This is a genomic window from Agrobacterium radiobacter, assembly GCF_040801995.1.
GTDB classification, from domain to species: domain Bacteria; phylum Pseudomonadota; class Alphaproteobacteria; order Rhizobiales; family Rhizobiaceae; genus Agrobacterium; species Agrobacterium radiobacter.
In genome coordinates, this window is record NZ_JBEGHX010000001.1 from 2,380,031 (window position 1) to 2,403,833 (window position 23,803).

General features: G+C 59.3%; 19 protein-coding genes and 2 riboswitches. Of the genes, 4 read left to right on the forward strand and 15 right to left on the reverse strand.

What is annotated here, in order from left to right:
* Positions 1 to 11 precede the first annotated feature (11 nt).
* The 7 genes from MRBLRC7O_RS11815 to MRBLRC7O_RS11845 form a co-directional block, all read right to left on the reverse strand.
* Entirely contained in the window at positions 12 to 1,526 is a 1,515-nt protein-coding gene (locus tag MRBLRC7O_RS11815) for a M48 family metalloprotease (protein ID WP_162996171.1), read from the reverse strand.
* Positions 1,527 to 1,779: 253 nt separating this feature from the next.
* Positions 1,780 to 2,496, reverse strand: a complete 717-nt coding sequence (locus MRBLRC7O_RS11820; protein ID WP_003505116.1) for a thiamine ABC transporter ATP-binding protein — start codon at positions 2,494 to 2,496, stop codon at positions 1,780 to 1,782.
* Complete coding sequence (gene thiP, locus MRBLRC7O_RS11825; RefSeq protein WP_003505117.1) at positions 2,493 to 4,118, reverse strand: thiamine/thiamine pyrophosphate ABC transporter permease ThiP; 1,626 nt, start codon at positions 4,116 to 4,118, stop codon at positions 2,493 to 2,495. Before thiP ends, MRBLRC7O_RS11820 begins: the two co-directional genes overlap by 4 nt.
* A gap of 19 nt (positions 4,119 to 4,137) precedes the next feature.
* A complete protein-coding gene (gene thiB, locus MRBLRC7O_RS11830; protein WP_060725360.1) occupies positions 4,138 to 5,151 on the reverse strand; it encodes a thiamine ABC transporter substrate binding subunit in 1,014 nt (337 codons plus the stop codon).
* Between the two features lie 37 nt (positions 5,152 to 5,188).
* Positions 5,189 to 5,299: riboswitch (TPP riboswitch) on the reverse strand.
* 45 nt (positions 5,300 to 5,344) lie between these two features.
* Entirely contained in the window at positions 5,345 to 5,737 is a 393-nt protein-coding gene (locus MRBLRC7O_RS11835; RefSeq protein WP_003505120.1) for a VOC family protein, read from the reverse strand.
* A gap of 97 nt (positions 5,738 to 5,834) precedes the next feature.
* The gene (locus MRBLRC7O_RS11840; RefSeq protein WP_060725359.1) at positions 5,835 to 7,661 is read right to left on the reverse strand and encodes an ABC-F family ATP-binding cassette domain-containing protein; all 1,827 of its coding nucleotides are present in this window, start codon (positions 7,659 to 7,661) and stop codon (positions 5,835 to 5,837) included.
* A 4-nt stretch (positions 7,662 to 7,665) separates the two neighbouring features.
* On the reverse strand, positions 7,666 to 8,319 hold the full coding sequence (locus tag MRBLRC7O_RS11845; RefSeq protein ID WP_003505123.1) for a thiamine diphosphokinase: 654 nt from the start codon (positions 8,317 to 8,319) through the stop codon (positions 7,666 to 7,668).
* Between the two features lie 90 nt (positions 8,320 to 8,409).
* A riboswitch (SAM riboswitch) is annotated at positions 8,410 to 8,486 on the forward strand.
* Positions 8,487 to 8,569: 83 nt separating this feature from the next.
* Between MRBLRC7O_RS11845 and metA the strand changes: the two genes are divergently transcribed.
* Complete coding sequence (gene metA / locus MRBLRC7O_RS11850) at positions 8,570 to 9,496, forward strand: homoserine O-acetyltransferase MetA (RefSeq protein ID WP_003505125.1); 927 nt, start codon at positions 8,570 to 8,572, stop codon at positions 9,494 to 9,496.
* Positions 9,497 to 9,672: 176 nt separating this feature from the next.
* Positions 9,673 to 10,692, forward strand: a complete 1,020-nt coding sequence (locus MRBLRC7O_RS11855; RefSeq protein ID WP_080866479.1) for an aldose epimerase family protein — start codon at positions 9,673 to 9,675, stop codon at positions 10,690 to 10,692.
* A 15-nt stretch (positions 10,693 to 10,707) separates the two neighbouring features.
* Here the strand turns inward: MRBLRC7O_RS11855 and mtgA are convergent, their stop codons facing one another.
* Positions 10,708 to 11,454 carry a monofunctional biosynthetic peptidoglycan transglycosylase gene (gene mtgA, locus MRBLRC7O_RS11860; RefSeq protein ID WP_020010807.1) on the reverse strand — a complete coding sequence of 249 codons (747 nt, stop codon included), beginning with the start codon at positions 11,452 to 11,454 and terminating at the stop codon, positions 10,708 to 10,710.
* A 137-nt stretch (positions 11,455 to 11,591) separates the two neighbouring features.
* Here mtgA and MRBLRC7O_RS11865 point away from each other — a divergent pair, with 137 nt between their 5' ends.
* The gene (locus MRBLRC7O_RS11865; protein ID WP_080866480.1) at positions 11,592 to 12,506 is read left to right on the forward strand and encodes a polyprenyl synthetase family protein; all 915 of its coding nucleotides are present in this window, start codon (positions 11,592 to 11,594) and stop codon (positions 12,504 to 12,506) included.
* Between the two features lie 32 nt (positions 12,507 to 12,538).
* On the opposite strand, the gene MRBLRC7O_RS11870 is transcribed toward MRBLRC7O_RS11865, so the two are convergent.
* From MRBLRC7O_RS11870 to MRBLRC7O_RS11895, 6 genes are all read right to left on the reverse strand, one after another.
* Positions 12,539 to 13,201 (reverse strand): YiaD family glycine zipper/OmpA-like lipoprotein, encoded by a 663-nt coding sequence (locus tag MRBLRC7O_RS11870; protein WP_003505133.1) that lies wholly within the window; start codon positions 13,199 to 13,201, stop codon positions 12,539 to 12,541.
* Positions 13,202 to 13,267: 66 nt separating this feature from the next.
* On the reverse strand, positions 13,268 to 14,518 hold the full coding sequence (ispG, locus tag MRBLRC7O_RS11875; RefSeq protein WP_003505135.1) for a flavodoxin-dependent (E)-4-hydroxy-3-methylbut-2-enyl-diphosphate synthase: 1,251 nt from the start codon (positions 14,516 to 14,518) through the stop codon (positions 13,268 to 13,270).
* Between the two features lie 120 nt (positions 14,519 to 14,638).
* Positions 14,639 to 15,829 (reverse strand): MFS transporter, encoded by a 1,191-nt coding sequence (locus MRBLRC7O_RS11880; protein WP_003505136.1) that lies wholly within the window; start codon positions 15,827 to 15,829, stop codon positions 14,639 to 14,641.
* Positions 15,830 to 15,841: 12 nt separating this feature from the next.
* A complete protein-coding gene (locus MRBLRC7O_RS11885) occupies positions 15,842 to 16,642 on the reverse strand; it encodes a DeoR/GlpR family DNA-binding transcription regulator (protein ID WP_003505138.1) in 801 nt (266 codons plus the stop codon).
* 129 nt (positions 16,643 to 16,771) lie between these two features.
* The gene (gene pyc, locus MRBLRC7O_RS11890) at positions 16,772 to 20,233 is read right to left on the reverse strand and encodes a pyruvate carboxylase (RefSeq protein WP_003505139.1); all 3,462 of its coding nucleotides are present in this window, start codon (positions 20,231 to 20,233) and stop codon (positions 16,772 to 16,774) included.
* Positions 20,234 to 20,339: 106 nt separating this feature from the next.
* The gene (locus MRBLRC7O_RS11895; protein ID WP_003505141.1) at positions 20,340 to 21,077 is read right to left on the reverse strand and encodes a helix-turn-helix transcriptional regulator; all 738 of its coding nucleotides are present in this window, start codon (positions 21,075 to 21,077) and stop codon (positions 20,340 to 20,342) included.
* 338 nt (positions 21,078 to 21,415) lie between these two features.
* On the opposite strand from MRBLRC7O_RS11895, the gene MRBLRC7O_RS11900 reads away from it, so the two are divergent.
* Positions 21,416 to 23,182 (forward strand): glucan ABC transporter ATP-binding protein/ permease, encoded by a 1,767-nt coding sequence (locus MRBLRC7O_RS11900; protein WP_003505143.1) that lies wholly within the window; start codon positions 21,416 to 21,418, stop codon positions 23,180 to 23,182.
* A 95-nt stretch (positions 23,183 to 23,277) separates the two neighbouring features.
* Here the strand turns inward: MRBLRC7O_RS11900 and MRBLRC7O_RS11905 are convergent, their stop codons facing one another.
* Positions 23,278 to 23,523: a hypothetical protein gene (locus tag MRBLRC7O_RS11905; RefSeq protein WP_003505145.1), complete on the reverse strand. Its 246-nt coding sequence runs from the start codon at positions 23,521 to 23,523 to the stop codon at positions 23,278 to 23,280.
* Positions 23,524 to 23,803 lie beyond the last annotated feature (280 nt).

A 23,803-nucleotide genomic window follows, 5' to 3' on the forward strand; every position in this document is an offset into this window, starting at 1 on the left:
AGGCCGCAAGCTTATTCCGAAATGATCTTCACCCGTTGCCCGGGCTGGATTGTGGCGGTGGCGCTCATGGCGTTGATCATGCGGAACATGTCCAGCTTCCGGTCGGTTCCCATCATCCGCGCCGCCATCGTCGCCACGGTTTCACCGGGCTTCACCGTCACCACCCGCACCCTGAGCGGCTTCAGCGAGGCTATTTCCTGCGGCGTCATCTTGCGGAAGCTGGTGCGCAATGTGTTGGCGATGGAATCGAGCTGGGTATTGCCCTTCGGCACGGCCGTCAGGAAACGAAATATCTGCTGGCCGACGCGAATGACGGTCACGTCGAAATCCCATTTATCCGCGCTTGCCCGCGCCGTCGCAGCCTCCAGACCGTTGATCTGGGTTTCCTTGACGGTTTCCGGCAACAGGCCGGCAACCCAGCCGCTGGTCAGATAATTGGCAAGGCTTGTCTGTTTCGGATCGGCGACGCCGTCGAAACGGATGGCCATATCGCCCGGCCCCGTCGCCAGAACGGCCTCAACCTTGTTGTCGATGACGAAACCTTCCGGCACATCGAAACGAATGCCGAGCGTTCCGTGCAGGAATGTCTGGCCCCGGACATACCCTTCCTGCGGGCTGTCGCCATAAAGCAGGCCGTCTATGCCGTCCAGAAACCACTCGCGACCACGATCCCCGACCTGGCCGTCCTGGCCGAAGGCGCGGGCATGACGGCGCGCAAGCTCGATACGCTGCGGCGTGTTGGGGTGGCTGGAAAGGAAGTCGAGGCTCTGGTCGTTTTCGGGATCGGCCGAGGAAAACCGCGCATAGGCCGCCATGGAATCCAGAAAACGCGGCGAGGCAAAGGGGTCATAACCGGCCTCGCCCAGCATCCGCACGCCGATCACGTCCGCCTGCAATTCCTGCTGACGCGAAAAGGCCGCGAGCCGCAGCTTGCCGCGCGCAAGCGCCTGCTTGCCGGCGAGATCGCTCGACAGAACCTCGGCAACCACGCGGCTGGCAATCACCTCCGCCTCTTCCCGGCGCTGGCGTTCAATGCCATGGTTGGCGGTGACATGGCCCATCTCATGCGAAAGCACGGCAGCCACTTCCGAAGCATCGTTGGCAAGCGCCAGAAGCCCACGCGTCACGTAAAGATATCCGCCCGGCAGCGCAAAGGCATTGATGGCCGGCGAGTTCAGGATGGTGATGCGGTAGGACTGTTGCGGATTTTCCGAAACCGCCGTCAGCGCGCCGGCGATGCGGGCGACGAGCCTTTCCGTCTTGGCGTCACGATATTCGCCGCCATAACTCGCCACGATGCGCGGATGCTCGCGCGCACCCATCTGGGCGCGAGGATCATTCTTCTGCACTTCTTCCACGGTCTGCGGATTATCCGAGGGACGCAAGGTGGACTGGTAGGCCGGGCTGAAGAGAGACTGGCACGACGACAGGAACACCGCAGACGCTGTCAGCACGGAACAGGCGGCAACCATCCTGCCCGAACGGCGAAGGCCTGAACGGGAGAAGAGCCTCCACTGTGCAGTCATGCTATTTCTCATTCTCTATGCCTGCCCCTAACGTTCCTGATCATCCGTTAATTGCAGACCAGAATAACAGATTCGCCCCAACGGGCGATGAATGCCAAAACGGTAAAAACGATCCATCAAGTCCGGAATATTCCTGAAGAACGCAATAATTCCCATCTTTTCTCGGGCAACAACTTGAAACTGGCAAGTGCAAATTAGCGCCATTGAAGTCATCTAAAGCGATTGCCAGCGGCACGCGTCGAAAATAAGGCGATCACCCGTTCAGAAAACTGTCGACCGCCTTCACATTTTGTGTGGCGAAGAAATCTGCGGTCGAACCGGTATAGACAACACGGCCGCGTTCAAGAAACACCACCCGCTGCGCCAGCTTCTTTATGTCTTCGGGATGGTGGGTGACAATAATCACCGTGTTTTTTGTTTCGGCGTGCAAGTCGAGAAGCAGGGAGGTCATGCCCGCCCGCAATCCCGGATCGAGTGCCGCGAAAGGTTCGTCGAGCAACATGACAGGTTTTTTCCTGACCAGCGCGCGCGCCAGCGCCGCCCTCTGTCTTTCTCCACCGGAAAGCGTGCCCGGCAAGCGTTTGTCGAAACCCGCAAGACCGACACGGACGAGGGCCATCTCAATCTCTTGCCGGTCTTCCACCCGCAATTTCAGCCCGGGGCTGACACCGAGAGCGACATTGGTGAAGATATCGAGATGGGCGAAAAGATTATTATCCTGAAAGATTGATGAGACCGGTCTTTCCGAAGGATCAAGCGCGGTCATGTCCTGCCCGCCGATCATCACGCGCCCGGAATCCGGTTCCTCGAAACCGGCGACGAGATTGAGAAGCGTGGATTTTCCCGAGCCGGATGCCCCGACAACGGCGGTTATCTGCCCCTTAGGGAACGAACAATCAAGTTCGAAATCCTGTGTTCCAAGCCGTAGCCTGACCTTGTCCAGTTCAACGGCAAAATCATCGCCTGTCATATGCTCGCCCTTGCTGATTGGGACTGCCGTGAAACGCCGCCTGCGGCAAGCAGCAGGCAGACGATGCCGAGAAGGAAGGCATAACCGGCGGCATCATTGGTGCGGTAGCTGCCCATATTGCTATAGACCAGCCACGGCAGGGTGACGAAATTTTCCGAGCCGAACAGGGCAACCGCGCCTAAATCGCCGAGCGACAGGGCCATGGCGAATGAAAACGCCATAGCCAGCGACCGCCACAGAACCGGCAGATCGGCAAACCGCAGCCGCGTGAGGCCCTGAAGCCCGAGACTGGCGGAAAGCCGGCCGGTGCGTGAAAAATGACTGGTGAAGGCCGGCTCCAGCACCCGCATGGCAAGCGGCAAAGCCATCAACATATTGATAAGCGCCACGAGAACGGGAGCATAGAAGCTGACATCACCGAAAACCCGCAATAACAGGAACCACCCGCTTCCCAACACGACAGGCGGCACCAAGAGCACCAACGAAGACCCCGCCCCAAGCATGGCGGAGAGCAAGCGCAGAGGCTGCCCCACCTGCCGTCTGGAGCCTACCGCCTGGCGCGCGCCGATGATCGCCATGCAGCAGAGCACGACAAGGGCTGCGGAAAGCGCGGCGATTGCAAGGCTGGTCGCCGCCGCGCGCAGAAAAATCGGCGCAGACAGAAGACGCGGCAGATCGGCACTCAAACCCGAGACAGCTATGGCGACAAGCGGCAGGCCGATCAGCAGAATAGCGAAGACAATGGCCGCCCCATCCCACAAACGGGCGCCGACGCCCTTGCCGTCGAAACGGCGAAGGGAACGACCAAGCGAAGGGATTTCCGCTTCGGGCGACGGCAAAAAGGCGAGAAGGCCGAGCAGAATTGCGGTGAGGGCAATCTGCAAAACCGAAAGCGCAATCGCCCGCTGCGGATCGAAATCGAACCGCAGCGCCTGATAGATCGCCACCTCCAGTGTCGTGGCTGCCGGCCCGCCGCCTAAAAGAAGCACGAGCGTGAAGCTGGTGGCGCACAACATGAAGATAAGCCCGGCAATGCCGGGAACGAGACGCGCGACCGCCGGCCATTCGATAAAACGGAAAACCGAGACCGGCCCCATGCCGAGGCTTGCCGCCATGCGCCAATATTCGCCTGGAATACGTTCAAGCCCGGCCAGCATCAGCCGGACCGAAAGCGGCAGATTGAAAAACACATGGGCGATAAGGATGCCGGAAAGGCCGTAAATGCTGAAAGGTTCATCCGCACCGGCAAAAACGAGGGCCGTATTCAAAACACCCTGCCTGCCCCAGATGGTGATGATGCCGAAGGCGCCAACGATGACAGGCAGACCCATCGGCACCGCCATCAGCCTGATGATCCAGATCCTTCCCGGAAACTCGCGTCGCCGGGAAAGCGCCAGCGCCACCGGCAGGCCAAGAACAATGGAAAGAAGGGGGGAAAGCGTTGCCTGATAAAGCGTGAAACGCAGGATGCGCAGCGTATAGGCATCCATGATACCGGCAGCAGACGCGCCCGCATCAAAAGACAGGAGGGCCGCAACGGCGAGCGCCATGAATAGGAAAACGGCGGCAAAAGCCGCCGTTCCGAAAATGATCGATCGCCGATAATCGCGACGCAGCATCATGTGCGGGCGTGCCTCTTCCTCAATTCATGCTCATGGCCGCGAGCCATTCATCGATCCACGCCTTGCGGTTCTTCGCCACCTCTTCCGGATCCATCAGGAAAGTCTTCTGCGGCACCACGAGTTTGGAAAAAGCCTCCGGCAAGGGATTGGACGTTGCCGCAACCGGCATCATCCAATTGTTTTCCGGAATGGCATCCTGAAAACCTGATGTCAGCGTGAAAGCGAGGAACTGCTTTGCCAGCTCCTTGTGCGGCGCGTTTTTGAGAAGGCCGGACACTTCGATCTGGATATAATGCCCTTCGGAAAAAGCCGCGGCCTGATAACGATCCGTTTTTTCGGCGACCATATGATAGGCGGGCGAGGTGGTGTAGGAGAGCACCATCGGCACCTCCCCCTTGGTGAAAAGGCCGTAGGATTCCGACCAGCCCGGCGTGACGGTGAGAATGCGCTTCCTGAGCTTTGCCCATGCTTCCGGGGCCTTGTCACCGTAGACCGATTTTACCCACAACAGCAGGCCGAGCCCCGGCGTGGAGGTGCGCGGGTCCTGAATGGCGATCTTCTGCGAGGGGTCGCCTTCCACCAGCTCTTTCAGGCTCGCCGGTGGGTTCTTCACCGTCTGCGTGTCATAGATGACGGCAAAATGCCCGTAGTCGTAAGGCACGAAAACATCGTCCCTGTAACCGCCCGGCACCTTGGCGGCCGACGCATCGACGCCGCTGACATCAAAAAGACCGGTCTGTTTCGCCTCGGCAACAAGATTGGTGTCGAGACCAACGACCACATCCGCCCTGGACCCTGCGCCTTCAAGCTTCAGACGGTTAAGAAGCGCCACACCATCCGCAACACCGACGAAATTGACCGTGCAACCGCAGACCTTCTCGAAAGCTTCTTTTACCTTGGGACCGGGACCCCATTCGGAAACGAAGCTCTCATAGGTATAGACTGTCAATTCTTGCTTGTCATGCGCGGCGGCAAGACCGGGCAGGAACAGCGAAGCGGCAACAAGGGAATTCAGGAAAAGACGACGGCGCACGGGTATCTCCTCAAAACAAAAAGGGAAATAGCCGCCTGCCTTGAAGCCGTCTAATCCCTCCGCCGGTATGAACCGGATCAGGTTCTTCGGGTTGGCAAGCCTCTCAGCCTTTTGCACGCAAGCGCAAAAGACACCCCGTTAGATCAAGATGATGGTGTAGTCCCGTCGTCACTGCTTGGCAAGATGGCCGCCGTCAGCCCTGCTCCGTCATATGCACCAGCTCCCAGACGTGCCCGTCGGGATCCTGAAAGCTGCCGGCATACATGAAGCCGTGATCCTGCACGGGTTTCCAATCACTGCCACCGGAGGCAAGCGCCGTTGCGATCATCCGGTCGATTTCGTCGCGGCTTCCCGCCGTGAGACACGTCAGAACCTCGGTGGTGCGCGTCGCATCGGCGATGTCGCCGTTGATGAAATCGCGGAAACGCCCTTCCTGAAGAAGCATCACGAAGATGTTTTCTTCCACGATCATGCAGAGCGTGCGGTCGTCAGAATATTCCGGATTGAAGCTGAAACCGAGAGCCGTGAAGAAGCTTCTTGATTTCTCGATATTCTTGACCGGCAGATTGACGAAAATCATGCGCATTTTCACAACTCCTCCAAACGAACCGGCATAGAACGGCAATTCCGCTTTTCTGTCAAAGACCGAAGGAGGGGGCGATCAAACGAGGGGCCTGCGGCCTTCAGCCTTCCAGTTCCTCGCGCAGCATCTCCAGCTCCAGCCATTCTTCTTCCATGGTCTCGAGCTTTTCACGCAGCTTCGTCATTTCCTTCGCCAGCGTGTTGAAAGTGGCCGGATCCTTGGTGAAGAGATTAGGATCAGCCATGCGCTCCTCGCGCTTGGCGATTTCGCCTTGCGCCTTTTCCATCTCCTTCGGAAGATTTTCGAGCGCGAATTTCTGCTTGAAGGAAAGCTTGCCCTTGGCCTTTGAAGGATCCTGCGACGCGGAGGCCGAAGGTGCGGCCTTCGCTTTTTCCTGCTTCTCAGCCTTGCGTTTTTCTTCCGCAGCACCCTTGCGCTGCGCCATCATGTCCGAATAGCCACCGGCATATTCGATCCATCGTCCATCCGGCTGGTCCGGATTGACCGGGGCGATGGTGGAGGTGACGGTGCGGTCAAGGAAATCGCGGTCGTGGCTGACGAGAATGACCGTGCCGGAAAATCCAGCGACGATTTCCTGCAAAAGATCGAGCGTTTCGATATCGAGATCGTTGGTCGGCTCATCGAGGATCAGAAGATTGGTCGGCCGCGCCAGGATGCGTGCCAGAATAAGGCGCGCGCGCTCGCCGCCGGAAAGGTTGCGGATCGGCGTACGGGCCTGTTCCGGCTGGAACAGGAAATCCTTCATATAGCCCGTCACATGCTTCAATTCGCCGTTGACCAGCAGGTTTTCGCCGCGACCATCGGTCAGATAATGCGCGAGCGTATCGTTGGGATTGAGATCCTCACGTTTCTGGTCGAGCGTCGCGATCTCCAGATTGGTGCCGAGCTTCACCATGCCGCTATCGGGCTCAAGCTGGCCGGTGAGCATCTTCAGAAGCGTGGTTTTACCGGCGCCATTGGGGCCGACGAAGCCGATGCAATCCCCGCGATGGACACGCAGCGAAAACGGCGCGACGATCACGCGCTCGCCGTAGGCCTTGGTGATGGCCTCGGCCTCGATGACCAGCTTGCCGGATTCGCGCCCTTCGGTGACGGTCGCCTGCACCGTGCCCTGCGGCCCCTTATGGCCGCGATATTCCGCGCGCATGGCCTGAAGCTCACCGACGCGGCGCATGTTGCGCTTGCGTCTCGCGGTCACGCCATAACGCATCCAGTGTTCTTCGCGTTCGATGGCCTTGCCGAGCTTGTGCTGCTCCAGCTCTTCCTCTTCCAGCACCTTGTCGCGCCATTCCTCGAAATGGGCAAAGCCGCGATTAAGACGGCGGGACTGGCCACGATCGAGCCAGACGGTCGAAGTCGAGACTTTTTCGAGAAAACGGCGGTCGTGCGAAATCAGCACCAGCGCGCTGCGCCTCTGCTGCAAATCGCTCTCAAGCCATTCGATGGTCGGCAGATCCAGATGGTTGGTGGGTTCGTCGAGCATCAGGATATCAGGTTCCGGCGCCATCACGCGGGCAAGGGCCGCACGTCGCGCCTCACCGCCGGAAAGGCTTGCCGGATGTTCCTGCCCCGTGAGGCCGAGATGCTCAAGAAGATAGGTGACGCGATAGGGATCGTCGCCGGGTCCGAGCCCAGCCTCGGCATAGGCCTGCACGGTGTCGTAACCGTTGAAATCCGGCGCCTGTTCCAGATAACGGATGGTCGCGGACGGATGCCGGAAAACCTCACCCGACTGCGCTTCAACGAGACCCGCAGCGATCTTCATCAGCGTCGACTTGCCCGAACCGTTGCGCCCGACAAGGCAGATGCGATCGCCCGGCTCTACCTGGAGATTGGCGCCATCGAGCAGCGGGGTCACGCCGAAGGTCAGCTTGATGTCATCGAGTTTCAAAATTGGGGGTGCCAAGGTGTCAGGCTCCGGTCAGATCATAAGGGCGGGCGAGCACGATGGCTTTTCCGCTTTTCAGCGAGAAATGCACGGGGCCGCCATTCGCGACATTGGAAATAGTGCGGGAGGAGCCGAAAGCAAGCGCGAAATCCTTCAGCGGATAACGCACATTGCCGATATCAAGCCCCGCAAGGGCGGTAAATCCGGCAACAGAAAACAGCGAAGCGGGCGGCAGATCGACATCCAGCAAACCGGGAAGCAGCGGCCGGGCCTCTTCTTCACCTGACGTCAGCGTAACGTCGATACCACGTTCGGCCAGCGCCACCGCGTAAAGAAGGTGCTGCAGCGCATGGTCGCTTCTCTCGCCTCCAAGCGCACCGACAAGCACCAGCGAATGCGCTCCACGGGAGAGAGCTTCCGATACCGCGATCTCGCCATCCGTCACCGCCTTTGCGGCCGGGTACGGCTGCCGCGCCACATCTGGCCAGGCGTCCAGCAACTCTTTGCTGGCGGAATCGAAATCCCCGACCCACAGCTCCGGCGCAAGGCCAAGCGGCCGGGCATGGCGCATGCCGCCATCGGCCGCAATCACACGGCTATCCGCGACCGCCTCTTTCAGACGATCGGTCACCGTGACATCGCCGCCAAGCAGAATGGTGAAACGCTCTTTATCCATGCCCTGCCTTACCGCACCTCGGCCAAAAATGGAAAGCCGAAACCCCGATGAAATCAGCCTATATTGATTTTCGCCGGCTTCGGGATTATGAAACGCCTCAGTGGTGATTTGCCGACCGGCTTGCAGCCACTTTAAAGAAGTCGCTAAAGGGTCGAGGAAAAAGGCAATTTCCTGGGACCGGTCGCGATTTCGCTGCCGGTTTTTTTGTTTTCGCAACGTTCTTTACGTGATCCGGAAAAGAGAGTTCGACATGCCGATCAAGATTCCCGATACGCTTCCCGCTTTTGAGACCCTCGTTCACGAGGGCGTGCGGGTCATGACCGAAACGGCTGCTATCCGGCAGGATATCCGCCCGCTCCAGATCGGGCTTCTCAACCTCATGCCGAACAAGATCAAGACGGAAATCCAGATGGCACGCCTCGTCGGCGCTTCGCCGCTGCAGGTGGAACTGTCGCTGGTGCGGATCGGCGGCCATCGCGCCAAGAACACGCCGGAAGAGCATCTCCTGTCCTTCTACGAGACGTGGGAGGAAGTGCGCCACCGCAAGTTTGACGGTTTCATCATTACCGGTGCCCCCGTGGAGACGCTGGCCTATGAAGACGTGACCTACTGGAACGAAATGCAGAAGATTTTCGAATGGACGCAGACCAATGTCCATTCGACGCTGAATGTCTGCTGGGGGGCGATGGCCGCCATCTATCATTTCCATGGCGTGCCGAAGCACGAACTGAAGGAAAAGGCTTTCGGGGTCTATCGTCACCGCAATCTTTGCCCCTCGTCGATCTACCTGAACGGCTTTTCGGATGATTTCCAGGTTCCTGTCTCGCGCTGGACTGAAGTACGCCGCGCCGATATCGAAAAACATCCGAGACTCGAAATCCTGATGGAGTCAGAGGAAATGGGCGTTTGTCTGGTGCATGAGAAGGAGGGCAACCGGCTCTATATGTTCAACCATGTCGAATATGATTCGACGTCGCTTTCGGACGAGTATTTCCGGGACGCGAATGCCGGCGTGCCCATCAAGCTGCCGCATGATTATTTTCCGCACAACGACCCGGAACTTGCCCCGCTCAACCGCTGGCGCAGCCATGCCCATCTGTTTTTCGGCAACTGGATCAACGAGATATACCAGACGACGCCCTATGATCTAGAAGCCATCGGGCAACTGGCCGCTTAAAGCGCGTCGCGTTTGGTCAAACGCATGCGACGCGCTTTCTTCTTTGTTTTAAGCATGTCTTTATCCCAAAACCGCAGGACACTTTTGGGAGACATGCTTTGAATTGCGGGATTGCGAATTGCCGGAAAATGACGCAACGTCCGCCGGCAATTCATGGCAACCGGGAGAATGATGTTATGGGCGACGAGGCGGCACGGGAGAATTTCGGTTTCACGGCGACCGGCGAAAAAGTCGAACGCGTCACCATCTCGAAAGGCGGGCTGACGGCCAAGGTCATCACCTGGGGTGCCGTCATTCAGGATCTGCGTCTTGAGGGCCACCAGCCGCCGCTCGTGCTCGGCTTCGACAAGTTCGAGGATTACAAATATTCCTCCTATTTCGGCGCCACCCCCGGCCGCAACGCCAACCGTATCGGTGACGGCCGGTTCTCGATCGACGGGCACGAATACCAGCTGGAACTGAACGAAAAGGGCGTAACCCATCTGCATGGCGGCAGCGACGGCATGGGCAAACGCAACTGGATGCTGATGGAACATGGCGAAAGCCATGCGATTCTGCAGATAATCGATCCCGATGGCCGCGCCGGTTATCCCGGCAATTGCACGGTCACGGCCACCTATACGATCCTCGACGGCGGTGTGCTTTCGGTGGTCTATGAAACGGTGACCGACAAGCCGACCATCGCCAATGTCTGCCAGCATTCCTATTTCAATCTCGATGGGGCAGATACCGCACTTGGGCATGAGATCAGCATCGCTGCTGACTTCTACCTGCCCACCAACGACAAGCAGATACCGACGGGCGAAATCCGCTCCGTCGAAGGAACCGTGTTCGACCTTCGCCAGACAACACCGATGCGGCGCAAGGAGAATGGCGAGCAGGTCCTCTACGACCATAATTTCTGCCTTTCGCCCGAACGTCGCGCCAAGCGCAAGGTCGCCCGCGCCTATTCGCCGGCCTCCGATATCGCTCTTGAGGTTCACACCACCGAACCCGGTGTACAGCTTTATTCGGCCTTTAAACTGGACGTCCCGGTTCCCGGCCTCGATGGCCGTCACTACGGCCCCTTTGCGGGTTTCTGCCTGGAAACGCAGATTTGGCCAGACGCCGTCAATCACCCGGATTTTCCGCATGCAATCCTGCGGCCGGGCGAAACGCTGCGTCAGGAAACCGACTATATTTTCAAGAAAGGCTGAACCAGCGCGCTAGGGTCAGTCCAGCACGCAGCCGACATAGCCGCCGGAGGCGCGAGCGCGACGCTCGATAAGGCCGGCAAGCCGTTGCAATCCGCGTCCCGGCTTGCTGGCGACGCGGTCGATGGGATTAGGTAGTGAAACAGCCAGCAGCGCCGCCTGGCGGGAACTGAGCTTTGCGGCCGGCACCTTGAAATGGTGCTGTGCTGCGGCCTCAATGCCGTAGATGCCAGGTCCCCATTCGGCAACGTTGAGATAAATCTCCATCATCCGTTTTTTGGACCAGACGAAATCGGCGGCGATCGCCAGCGGCAATTCCAGCCCCTTGCGCAGGAAAGAGCGGCCGTTCCAGAGGAACAGGTTCTTGGCCGTCTGCATCGGAATGGTGCTCGCGCCACGGGTGGAGGCCCCGTCGAGCGCATTGCTGACCACGGACTGCATCTGGTTCCAGTCCACGCCGCCATGGAAACAGAATTGCCCGTCCTCGGACATCATCACCGATTGAACAAGGCGCGGGGAAATATCCTCGAGCGGCACCCAGCGTCTGTCATAACCCTGAAAGGTCACCAGATCGGCGAGCATCAGCGTCGAGACCGGACGGAAAAACGGCAGTGCATAGACCGGGATCAGCAGATAGGGCAGGATCAGCAAAGCCAGCAAGGTCATGATGATGCGCTTTGCCAACGTGCGAAAATCCACCTTCGGACTGCTCCGGTCTTCCGCCAGCACGGCGTAATCTGCGTCGCTTTCAGGCGTACTGCTCAATATTCGTCAAAGCCCCGCACCAGTTGAAGCCTTTCATAGTCCATTGCCGCCTTCAAGGCGAGTCCGGTCAAATAGTTGCGCCTCTGGAATCACGAAAAGGTTTGCCTGCATTCGCGCGGCATGCCAAAGAGCGCGGCATGGACGCTGCGATGACAAATTTCGAAACGAAGCTGCGCGAGAACGCGGCTAAAACCGAAGCCCTGCTTGGCCGCCTGCTTTCCGGCGAAGCACGCGCAGACGAGATCACGCGCCCGCAAAACCTGCTCGACGCCATGCGCCATGGCGTGCTGAACGGCGGCAAACGCCTGCGACCCTTCCTCGTCATCGAAAGTGCCGCCCTTGCGGGCGGAAATGCCGAAGCTGCCCATTATGTTGGCGCCGCGCTGGAATGCCTCCATTGTTATTCGCTTGTTCATGACGATCTGCCGGCCATGGACGACGACGACCTGCGCCGCGGCCAGCCGACGGTGCATCGCAAATTCGATGAGGCGACCGCTATTCTCGCCGGCGACAGCCTGCTGACGCTTGCCTTTGATATCATCGCCTCGGACGAAAATCCGCTCGCGGCCGAACGCAAGGCCGCGCTCGTGCTTTCGCTTGCCCGCGCAGCGGGCATCGGCGGCATGGCCGGCGGCCAGGCCCTCGATCTCGCTGCTGAAAAGACAGCGCCGGATGAGGCCGGCGTCATTACATTGCAAGCTATGAAAACTGGCGCACTGCTGCGTTTTGCCTGCGAAGCGGGCGCAATCATCGCCGGAAGCGATGTTTCCGAAAGGCAAAGGTTGCGTCACTTCGGCGAAAAGATCGGCCTCGCCTTCCAGCTTGCCGACGATCTTCTGGATTTGACGGCCGACGCCGCCACCATGGGCAAGGCGACCGGCAAGGATGCCGCGCGCGGCAAGGGAACGCTCGTGGCATTGCGCGGCGAAGACTGGGCGCGCCGCAAGCTGCAGGAGCAGGTGGCGGAAGCTGCGGAACTGCTGGCTCCCTATGGCGAAAAGGCCGCGATTCTCATCGCGGCCGCAAGATTCACCGCTGAACGGAAAAGCTGAGCCGGTTCTCCTCTCAGCTTCCCATCATCCAATCAGCCCTTGAGCGGCGAAATCAGCACTTCGACGCGACGGTTCTGGGCGCGACCGTCAGACGTTGCATTCGAGGCGATCGGCTGCGACGGGCCGAAGCCGAGCGTCGAAATACGGCGCTGGTCGACGCCGCGCGCGCCGATATAATTCGCAACCGATGCGGCGCGACGCTCGGAAAGCGCCTGGTTATGCTGCAGGCTGCCGGTGGAATCGGTGTGGCCGTTGATGTCGATGAGCGTGCGGTTGAACTTGTTCAGCACAATGGCGACAGAATCGAGCGTCGGGTAGAATGGCGGAATGACCTGATCCTGGTCCGTCGCGAAGGTGATGTTCGACGGCATGTTGAGAACGATGCTGTCGCCGCGGCGAGTAACCGAAACACCCGTTCCCTGAAGCTGGGCGCGAAGCTCGGCTTCCTGACCATCCATGTAATTGCCGATAGCGCCGCCGGCGAGCGCGCCGATGCCCGCGCCGATAAGCGCGGCATTGCGGCGACCGGTCGGCGAACCGCCGACAGCCAGACCACCCAGAGCACCGACCACGGCGCCGATGCCGGCACCGCCGGCGGTGTTCGACATCTTCTGCTCACCCGTATAGGGATCGGTGGTGGTGCAGGCGGAAAGATAGGTCCCGCAAAGGGCGACGATCGCGATTTTTTTGATCATGTGTTTTGATGCTCCGAGAGGTTCAGGAGGTATGACAGTGGAATTCCGGCCTTTTCACGGTACTCTTTACTCCGCCGCATCTTTCCGGCCAAAACGCTTTTCGATGTAATCGATCACAAGCGCTTCAAAATCGGCGGCGATATTGGGTCCACGCAGGGTCAGCGCCTTCTCTCCGTCGATGAAGACGGGCGCTGCGGGGCTTTCGCCGGTTCCGGGTAACGAAATGCCGATATCGGCATGTTTGCTTTCACCGGGGCCATTAACGATGCAACCCATGACGGCGACATTGAGCGCCTCGACACCAGGATATTTCTCACGCCAGATCGGCATGTTCTTGCGAATATCGTTCTGGATATTCTGGGCAAGTTCCTGGAAGACGGTGGACGTGGTGCGCCCGCAGCCGGGACATGCCGCAACGACCGGAATGAACTGACGGAAACCCATGACCTGCAGCAATTCCTGCGCCACCTGTACCTCGCGGGTGCGGTCGCCATTCGGCTCCGGCGTCAACGAAACGCGGATCGTATCGCCAATACCATGCTGCAACACGTAACCCATGGCGGCGGATGAAGCGACGATGCCCTTCGAGCCCATGCCCGCTTCGGTGAGACCGAGATGCAGGGCGTGGTCGGAGCGTTCCGACAGCATCGAATAAACGGCGATGAGGTCCTGCACCTGGCTGACCTTGGCCGACAGGATGATGCGGTTACGTGGCAGGCCGATCTCTTCGGCAAGCTCGGCGGAAATCAACGCCGACTGCACGATCGCCTCGCGCGTGACCTGACGGGCGGAGAGAGGGAAGCCCTGCTCCTTGTTCTTGTCCATCAGGGTCGTCAGCAATTCCTGATCGAGCGACCCCCAGTTGACGCCGATTCGCACCGGCTTGTCGTATCGGATCGCCATTTCGACGATCTCGCCGAACTGCTTGTCCTTCTTGTCCTTGAAGCCGACATTGCCGGGATTGATGCGGTATTTCGCCAGCGCCTCGGCACAGGCAGGGTGATCGGCGAGAAGCTTGTGACCGATATAATGGAAATCGCCGATCAGCGGCACATCCATGCCGAGACGCAGCAGCCGCTCGCGGATTTTCGGCACGGCGGCAGCGCTCTCATCGCGGTCGACGGTGATGCGCACCATTTCCGAACCGGCCTGGAAAAGCGCCGCCACCTGCTGCACGGTGGCGTCGATGTCAGCCGTATCGGTATTGGTCATCGACTGCACGACGACGGGCGCACCGCCACCGACGATGACACCGCCCACGTCTACGGCGACGGATGCGCGGCGGGGCTTCGGATCGTAATCGGCATGTGACGTCATGGCGGTCTCTGGAGCTTGCGGCAAGGTCTGGCAATTGAGGTGAAACAAGGGGGCCTCCTTGTCAACACCCAACGCGCTGGAGCTTCTACTTTACCGCAATCATGGCAAAATTCGAGACGCCTATTCCTTGCCCGCACCATCAGCATGCCGGGCGAGCCGTGAAAGTAGCAGAACGACCACATGCAGCAGCGGCAGAGCGAGAAACACGCTGGCAAGACCGGTATGTTCAGCGATGAAGCCGATCGCCGAGGGCGCTACCAGAATGCCGGAATAACCCATGGTGGTGACGACCGAAAGGCCGATGCCAGGCGCCAGTCCCGGCATATTGCCCGCCGCCGAAAAGGCGATCGGCACCATGTTGGAAATACCGATACCGGCAATGGCGAAACCGATAATCACGAAAGTGGAATTTCCCGCAAGGCCGGCAATCAGAAGACCGGTGATCGACATGACCGAGCAGAAACGCAGGGTTCGGACCGCCCCGAACCTGTCACGCACCAGATCGCCGGCAAACCGCATGATCGCCATGGTCATGGAAAATGCCGCGAAAGCGAAACCGGACTGCGAGACGGAAGCGCCCAGTTCGTTGCGCAGATAAAGGGCACCCCAATCGAGGATGGCGCCTTCCGGAATCATCGAGAATAATGCCATCAGGCCAATGATCCAGGGCAGCGGCGTCAACGGCAGGCCGCCTTTCGGGCGTTCCTCCTCAGGATGCGGGCGATCCGCGAGAACCCGCGGCCATGCAATGACCAGCAACACCAGCGCAATGACCGTCAGCGCAACGGCATGCCCCTGCACACCGATCGCCGTGATGAGATAACCGCCAAGACCAGCGCCGATCAGACCGCCGAGGCTCCAGAAGGCATGGCACGACGACATGATGGCGCGGCGCATATCCCGTTCCACCGCCACGGCATTGGCGTTCATGGCGACATCCATCGCCCCCGTCAGCCCGCCGAACAGAAATACCGCGATCACCCCCGCCCACACCGTGCCGGCCCAGGAAATGAAAAGCAGCGTCGGCAGAAAGATCGCGGCGGTGACAAGGCTCACCGTGCGCGAGCCGAAACGGGCGATCTGCGAACCGGCAATCGGCATGAAAACCAGCGAGCCAATGCCGAAAACCAGAATGATGAGGCCAAGCGCACTTTCACTGAGGGAAAGACGCGCCGCAAATTCCGGAATCTTGGGCGCCCATGACCCCATCATGAAGCCATTCATCAGGAACAACAGGGAAACGCCCAGCCTGTGCCGTGTCAGATAGGACGAACGCATGCCTGTCGGCGAAAATGTCGTGGGGCCATTCATCGGCAATATCCTTCAGACTTGACCGTGGGAAAATCGGGCGGCGTCTTCATCGCCGCAATGAATCTGTACGCCCTTTGCCGACAGCGCCTCGACGAATACGCGGTCGGCATCCTGCTCCAGCACGAGGGAAAGAGGTGGAGAAAAATCATGCACATGGAAAGCAGCCTTATGGCCGAGCTTTTCCGTGGTAATCGCTGCGACGATCCGCTGGCTAGCGCTGCAGGCAAGCCGCTTGAACACCGCATCTTCAAAAACATCCGCCGACAGACCCGTCTCGGCCGCAACGCCGCACACACCGAGAATGCAAAGATCGGGCCGCATCAGTTCGAGCTGCCGAAGCGCCATGGCGTCGATAGCCGCACCTACAGCCGGATCGACTTTTCCGCCGATCAGCACCAGATCGATATTGGCCCGCCCCGTCAGTTCGGCGGCAATGGCTGGCGTATTCGTCACCACTGTCAGGTTGAGACCGGCAGGGATCGCGCGTGCGATGGCGAGATTGGTGGAGCCGGCATCGATGAAGACGACCATGCCGGGTTCAAGCAGCGGGACAGCGGCACGCGCCAGCATGGCCTTGCGGTCCGCATCCTCGGCAATGCGCGTCTTCAGTGGCACCGTCTTGCTGTCGGAAAGCAGCGCCCCGCCATAAACGCGCAGGCATTCCCCGCGGGCCGCCATCTCACGCAGGTCACGACGCACCGTGTCTTCGGAAACGCCGAAGTTCTGCGCAAGATCCTGCGCCAGCACACGGCCGCTTTGCCGTAGCTGCGCGAGGATAAGCGCCTGCCGCTCGCTGACGAAATGATCACTCATGGAGACTCATGCATAAACAGGAACAAACGTGCACGAACATGCATATTCGAGTTTCCACCGAAGCGCAATAAAAAACGCCCGCCGAAAAAGACGGGCGTCTGACTGTGTAATGAGAGATTCGAACGGCTTTTATTCGGCGTAAGCGATCAGCAGATCCTTCGCATCGATCTGGTCGCCGGGGCGCACCAGAACTTCCGCGATCTTGCCGTCGCGTTCGGCGTGAAGCGCGGTTTCCATCTTCATGGCTTCGATGGAGAGCAGCACGTCACCGGCCTTGACCTCCTGACCCTGATTGACGAAGACGCGGCTGATAACGCCGGGCATCGGTGCACCAATATGGACAGCATTGCCCGGTTCGGCCTTGCGGCGCACGGCGGAGCCGGAAGCACCATGGGCACGATCCGGCACCTTGATGCGGCGCGGCTGGCCGTTGATCTCGAAGAACACCGTCACCATGCCCTTGTCATCAATGCCGGACGAGGCCTGATTGACGATGACAAGCGTCTTGCCGCGCTCGATATCGGCAAACAGCTCCTCGCCATCCTCCATGCCGTAGAAATAGGCATGGGTGGGCAGCACGGAAACGGGGCCGTATGTCTCGGCGGTGAGCGCGAAATCGGTGAACACCTTCGGATACATGAGATAGGACGCGAACTCGAAGTCGTCGACCTTGCGCTCCAGCTTGGTCTCGATCACCTTCCGCTCCGCGTCGAGATCGGCATCTGCCAACAGCGAACCCGGACGAACGGTATAGGGCGCTTCGCCCTTCAGCGCCTTTTTCTGCAGGGCTGCCGGCCAGCCGCCTGGCGACTGTCCGAGATCGCCTTTCAGCATCGAAACCACCGATTCCGGGAAAGACACTTCACGATCGGGGTTTTCGACATCGGCGACCGTCAGATCCTGGCTGACCATCATCAGCGCCATGTCACCGACGACCTTGGAGGACGGGGTTACCTTGACGATATCGCCGAACATGCGGTTGGCATCGGCATAGGCCTGCGCCACCTCGTGCCAGCGGCTCTCCAGACCCAGCGACCGCGCCTGTTCCTTGAGGTTGGTGAACTGGCCGCCCGGCATTTCGTGCAGATAGACTTCCGAAGCCGGTCCCTTGAGATCGCTTTCGAAAGCCGCATACTGGTTACGAACAGCTTCCCAGTAGAAGGAAATGCGGCGGATCCATTCCGTATCAAGACCCGTATCGCGTTCCGACCCTGCCAGCGCCTCAACGATCGAACCAAGGCATGGCTGCGAGGTGTTGCCAGAGAAGGCATCCATCGCAGCATCCACGGCGTCGACGCCGGCATCCACAGCGGCCAGAACGGTGGCGGCGGAAATGCCCGAGGTATCATGGGTGTGGAAATGGATCGGCAGACCGGTCGCCTCGCGCAACGCCTTGAACAGAACCTTGGCGGCAGCCGGTTTCAACAGACCCGCCATGTCCTTGACGGCGATGATATGAGCGCCGGCTTTTTCAAGCTCGGCGGCAAGGCCGGTATAATATTTGAGATCATATTTCGGACGCGCCGAATTCAACAGATCGCCGGTATAGCAGATGGTCGCTTCGCAGAGCTTGTTCTCCTCGGCAATCGCATCCATCGAAACGCGCATATTCTCCACCCAGTTCAGGCAGTCGAAGACGCGGAAAAGATCAACTCCGCCCTTTGAGGCCTGGCGGACGAAATATTTCACGACATTATCAGGATAATTCTTGTATCCGACGCCGTTTGCGCCGCGCAGCAGCATCTGCAGCAGCAGGTTCGGCGCGCCTTCGCGGATAAGCGCCAGGCGCTCCCACGGATCTTCGGTGAGGAAGCGCATGGAAACGTCGAATGTCGCACCACCCCAGCATTCCAGCGACAGAAGTTGCGGCAGCGCCTTGGCGTAAACACTCGCGACATGGGCGATGTCATGGGTGCGAACGCGGGTAGCCAGAAGCGACTGGTGTCCATCGCGCATGGTCGTATCGGTGACCAGCACTCGCTTTTCATTACGCATCCAGTCCGCAAAGCCCTTCGGGCCAAGCTTGTCCAGCAGCTGCTTTGTGCCGTCAGGTGTCGGCGCATCGATATAAGGCACGATGGGCTTCGCCGCCTTTTCGGACGGCCTGGCGCGACCCTTGGTTTCCGGGTGGCCGTTGACGGTTACGTCGGCGAGATAGGTCAGAAGCTTGGTGGCGCGGTCCTGACGCTTGACCTGTGCGAAGAGCTCCGGCGTCGAATCGATGAACCGGGTCGTATAGGTGTTGTTACGGAAGCTGTCGTGACCGATGATGGCTTCGAGGAAGGTGAGGTTCGTCGCCACGCCGCGAATACGGAATTCGCGCAGCGCGCGGTCCATGCGGTTGATCGCCTCATCCGGTCGCGGCGCCCAGGCCGTCACCTTCACAAGCAGCGGATCGTAATAGCGGGTGATGACAGCGCCGGTATAGGAGGTGCCGCCGTCCAGACGAATGCCGAAGCCCGAAGCGGAACGGTAGGCGGTGATACGGCCATAGTCCGGAATGAAATTATGCTCCGGGTCTTCGGTCGTGATGCGGCACTGCAGCGCATGGCCATTGAGACGGATGTCCTCCTGGCGCGGAACGCCGGATTCCGCCGTGCCGATGGCGGCACCTTCGAGAATATGAATCTGCGCCTTGACGATATCGATACCGGTCACGACTTCGGTGACGGTATGCTCCACCTGAATACGCGGATTGACCTCGATGAAGTAAAATTTGCCGGTATCGGCATCCATCAGATATTCGACCGTGCCGGCGCCGATATAATTGGTCGCGGCGGCGATCCTCAGGGAGTAGGCGGCCAGTTCCTGGCGCTGCGCTTCGGACAGATAGGGTGCAGGCGCACGCTCGACGACTTTTTGATTGCGCCGCTGGATCGAACAATCACGCTCGAACAGATGCACGACATTGCCATGCGTATCGCCGAGAATCTGGCTTTCGACGTGACGCGCACGCTCGACCAGCTTTTCAAGATAGACTTCATCCTTGCCGAAGGCGGCTTTCGCCTCGCGCTTGGCCTCCGTCACCTCGCGGGCGAGGTCCTCCTTCTTGCGGATGGCGCGCATGCCGCGACCGCCGCCGCCCCAGGAGGCCTTGAGCATCACGGGATAGCCGATCTCTTCGGCCATGCGTTCCACTTCCGCTATATCGTCAGGCAGCGGATTGGTGGCGGGAACAACGGGGACATCAACCGAGATCGCCAGATTGCGGGCGGCGACCTTGTTGCCGAGCTGGCGCATCGTATCCGCCGTCGGTCCGATGAAGGTGATGCCGGCCTTGTTGCAGGCCTCCACGAATTCGGGGCTTTCAGACAGGAGACCGTAACCGGGATGGATCGCGTCTGCTCCCGAGAGCTTGGCCACGCGGATAACCTCCTCGATCGAAAGATAGCTCTCGATCGGCCCCATGTCCTTGGCGAGATGCGGCCCTCGGCCAACCTGATAGGATTCGTCCGCCTTGAAGCGGTGCAAAGACAGCTTGTCCTCTTCCGCCCAAATCGCAACGGTTTTAATCCCAAGCTCATTCGCTGCCCGGAAAACGCGGATCGCAATTTCGGATCGGTTGGCAACAAGTATTTTCGATATCTTCAAGACGGTCTCCCCACACGCCAAAACAAAACTTCTGCTGCACTGCGGAATTAAGCAGCAAAACCCGGTCTTGGAAAGGGCAATTCCGGCGAGAACTGTCCTGTTTGCGCTAGCTCAGCAATCCATGACGAAAAGCAAGCGCTACGGTGTGCTGTCGGTTCTTGGCGCTGAAACGGCGCTGGATTCCGTTGATATACCAGTCGACCGTGTGGTTGGAGATCGATAGCTGACGTCCGATTTCCGTCGAGGTCATGCCGTCTGCCATCAGCGTCAGCACCTCCATTTCGCGCCTCGTAAGCTCGAGAGCGGAAACGTCGGGGGCATTGCTGAAGCCATGAGCCTGCCCGGAAAGATCGAGCAGGCGCCAGAACACGGCACGCGTGGCAGCATCAAGCAGCTCCACCTGCAAGGAGGGCAATTGCCGATCCTGACCGCCAATGAAGACCGCACCGATGAATCCCGCACGACCGTGCACGGGAAAGGCATAGCCGCCCTGCAGACCGTAGCGGCCTGCGTCGTGGAAAAAGACGCTCGCCCTTTTGCGATGCATCGCACGCGGCAGGCCCTCAAGCGCTTCCTTCCATTGAAACGGCTTGTGCACCATGCCGATCACCTTGCGGACAGGATCGACGAGATTGTACTTCTTGGCCCTGTAGACCTCCAGCCAGCCTTCAGGCAGATGTTGCGCGAGAATGTGTCCACTGGAGGCGATCTCCCCGGTCATCCGCCTGCTGACGAGAAAATATTCGAAACCGTATTCGCGAATGAGCGTTGCAAATTCGGAGCGAACGCGGTCGGCGCTTCCCGCCTGGTAACACGCTGAGATGAAGTGAAGAATATCATGCATAAAGACACGGGGTCCGGAGCTTGGCTTGAAGGGAATGACACGGAGGACATGGTCCCGCGATGACGTCATGTTACTCGGGCGCCGGTCGGTTGAGATTGAACATATCGTCGTTATCAATCCCTGAAACGAAGATGCTAAATCTTGTGACGGCAGGCCCCGGGAAACATCGGGTTCGGTTTTTTCGGTTCGCACGCGCGGTCAATCTGTTAAGCCGCCATTCAGACAGAAAGAGCAATAATTACACAAAATTCGCCGTCTCATGCAACCTTGCTAAAGTAGCATTGCGTTGAGGCCGAACAATAAACCGCTTGAAAAGACGCACGGACTGGATTGAAAATTTGACCTTGTTTCAGGTTTATACACGCGCTCTGCGCTATCTGACCGTTCATAAATGGCGTGTGACGGTTGTCGTCATTGCCAACGTCATTCTTGCAGCGATCACCATCGCCGAACCCGTACTGTTCGGCCGGATCATTGACGCCATCTCTTCCGGCTCCAATGTCACGCCCATTCTCATTTTGTGGGCGGGTTTTGGCGTCTTCAACACCGTCGCTTATGTCGCGGTCGCCCGCGAGGCCGACCGGCTGGCCCATGGCCGGCGCGCTTCGCTGCTGACGGAAGCCTTTGGGCGCATCATCTCCATGCCGCTCTCCTGGCACCATCAGCGCGGCACGTCGAACGCCCTGCACACGCTCCTGCGCGCCAGCGAAACGCTGTTTGGCCTCTGGCTCGAATTCATGCGCACGCATCTGGCCACTTTCGTCGCGCTGGTGCTGCTTGTGCCGACCGCCATGTCCATGGACATGCGCCTCAGTTTCGTTCTGATTGGCCTCGGCATCGTCTACTGGTTCATCGGCAAGTGGGTGATGGGCCGCACCAAGGATGGCCAGGCTTCGGTAGAGGAGCACTATCACAGCGTTTTTGCCCATGTCAGCGATTCCATCAGCAACGTGTCGGTGCTGCACAGCTACAACCGCATCGAGGCTGAAACGAAGGCGCTGAAATCCTTCACTGAAAAGCTCTTGAGCGCACAATATCCGGTGCTTGACTGGTGGGCTTTCGCGAGTGCTCTGAACCGCACGGCCTCCACTGTTTCGATGATGATCATCCTCGTCATCGGTACCGTTCTGGTCAAGAACGGCGAATTGCGCGTCGGCGACGTCATCGCCTTCATCGGTTTTGCCAATCTCCTGATTGGCCGTCTGGATCAGATGCGGCAATTCGTGACGCAAATTTTCGAAGCCCGCGCCAAGCTCGAGGATTTCTTCGTTCTGGAGGATTCCGTCAAGGAACGGGAAGAGCCGGGCGACGCCCGCGAATTGTCGAATGTCTCCGGCACCGTGGAATTCCGCCACATCAATTTCGGTTTCGCCAACACCAAGCAGGGCGTTCATGACGTCTCGTTCACGGCGAAGGCCGGCGAGACCGTTGCGATCGTCGGTCCGACGGGCGCCGGCAAGACAACGCTCATCAACCTTCTGCAGCGCGTCTACGATCCCGATTCCGGCCAGATCCTGATCGATGGCACCGATATTTCGACGGTGACGAAAAATTCGCTCCGCAATTCCATCGCCACAGTATTTCAGGACGCCGGGCTGCTGAACCGCTCTATCCGCGAAAACATCCGCCTCGGCCGTGAATCGGCAACCGATGCGGAAGTGATGGAAGCAGCGGCGGCAGCGGCGGCAACGGATTTCATCGACAGCCGCATCAATGGCTATCTGACCCAGGTCGGTGAACGCGGCAACCGCCTGTCCGGCGGCGAGCGCCAGCGCATCGCCATTGCGCGCGCCATCCTGAAGAACGCGCCCATTCTGGTTCTGGACGAAGCGACCAGTGCGCTGGACGTGGAAACGGAAGCCCGCGTGAAGGCCGCTGTCGACGCGCTGAGAAAGAACCGTACGACCTTCATCATCGCCCACCGCCTTTCCACGGTCCGCGATGCCGATCTCGTCCTCTTCCTCGATCAGGGCCGGATCATCGAAAAGGGTACTTTCGATGAGCTGAGCCAGCGCGGCGGACGCTTCACCTCGCTGCTGCGCACCAGCGGCCTGCTGACGGAAGATGAAGGCCAGCAACCCCGGCCAAAGGCCATAGCTTCCTGAGTGTTTGGCTGACAGAATGAAGACAGGGCGGACAGCATGTTGTCCGCCCTTTTTCTTTGCCCGCTTCCCGACGGCGGCGCCAGATCACGGGTCTCCTATCGGAGAATTTCGGTCAAGGAATCTGCCAGCCAAAAATCGATCTGCCCGAATGGGATGACATTTCCCAGAAAAACAACCATACCTGCTGCGAGATTAGTCAGGAAAACTCCGAGCACCACGCCAAGCGTTACTCCGACGCTCGTCTTCCGTGGGTAGCGCGCCAACCAACACGACAACGCCAGGGAAAGAATGGCGAGCAACACCGCCAGCGCAGATTCTGTGAAAGAGGTGGTGAATTGCAAGGTAACTCCCTTTCCGATCGACCGGGAATATCGCGAAACACGCGGAGACCAATCAAGATTCCTGCGTGCTATTCCTGAAACCGACCATACACGACGGATTCCTGCCGTTACCTGTTTTTAGTAATTGATCACTCACAACTGCTGCCTGAAAAGATTGACAACCGGTCGGACCGGACAACCAGGCACTGCGCCGTGAAGGCCTTCGCCTGCACGACCATCTTGGTGCCGCAGGACCTTTCGGCCGATGGCTGCGAAGGAGACCGGGCTTCCGGGCCATGAT

Excerpts from the sequence above, each read along its gene's own strand:
- MRBLRC7O_RS11815 (WP_162996171.1), bottom strand. The coding sequence starts at position 1,526 with ATGACTGCACAGTGGAGGCTCTTCTCCCGTTCAGGCCTTCGCCGTTCG.
- MRBLRC7O_RS11820 (WP_003505116.1), bottom strand. The coding sequence starts at position 2,496 with ATGACAGGCGATGATTTTGCCGTTGAACTGGACAAGGTCAGGCTACGG.
- thiP (WP_003505117.1), bottom strand. The coding sequence starts at position 4,118 with ATGATGCTGCGTCGCGATTATCGGCGATCGATCATTTTCGGAACGGCG.
- MRBLRC7O_RS11835 (WP_003505120.1), bottom strand. The coding sequence starts at position 5,737 with ATGCGCATGATTTTCGTCAATCTGCCGGTCAAGAATATCGAGAAATCA.
- MRBLRC7O_RS11845 (WP_003505123.1), bottom strand. The coding sequence starts at position 8,319 with ATGGATAAAGAGCGTTTCACCATTCTGCTTGGCGGCGATGTCACGGTG.
- metA (WP_003505125.1), top strand. The coding sequence starts at position 8,570 with ATGCCGATCAAGATTCCCGATACGCTTCCCGCTTTTGAGACCCTCGTT.
- MRBLRC7O_RS11855 (WP_080866479.1), top strand. The coding sequence starts at position 9,673 with ATGGGCGACGAGGCGGCACGGGAGAATTTCGGTTTCACGGCGACCGGC.
- MRBLRC7O_RS11865 (WP_080866480.1), top strand. The coding sequence starts at position 11,592 with ATGGACGCTGCGATGACAAATTTCGAAACGAAGCTGCGCGAGAACGCG.
- MRBLRC7O_RS11870 (WP_003505133.1), bottom strand. The coding sequence starts at position 13,201 with ATGATCAAAAAAATCGCGATCGTCGCCCTTTGCGGGACCTATCTTTCC.
- ispG (WP_003505135.1), bottom strand. The coding sequence starts at position 14,518 with ATGACGTCACATGCCGATTACGATCCGAAGCCCCGCCGCGCATCCGTC.
- MRBLRC7O_RS11880 (WP_003505136.1), bottom strand. The coding sequence starts at position 15,829 with ATGAATGGCCCCACGACATTTTCGCCGACAGGCATGCGTTCGTCCTAT.
- MRBLRC7O_RS11885 (WP_003505138.1), bottom strand. The coding sequence starts at position 16,642 with ATGAGTGATCATTTCGTCAGCGAGCGGCAGGCGCTTATCCTCGCGCAG.
- MRBLRC7O_RS11895 (WP_003505141.1), bottom strand. The coding sequence starts at position 21,077 with ATGCATGATATTCTTCACTTCATCTCAGCGTGTTACCAGGCGGGAAGC.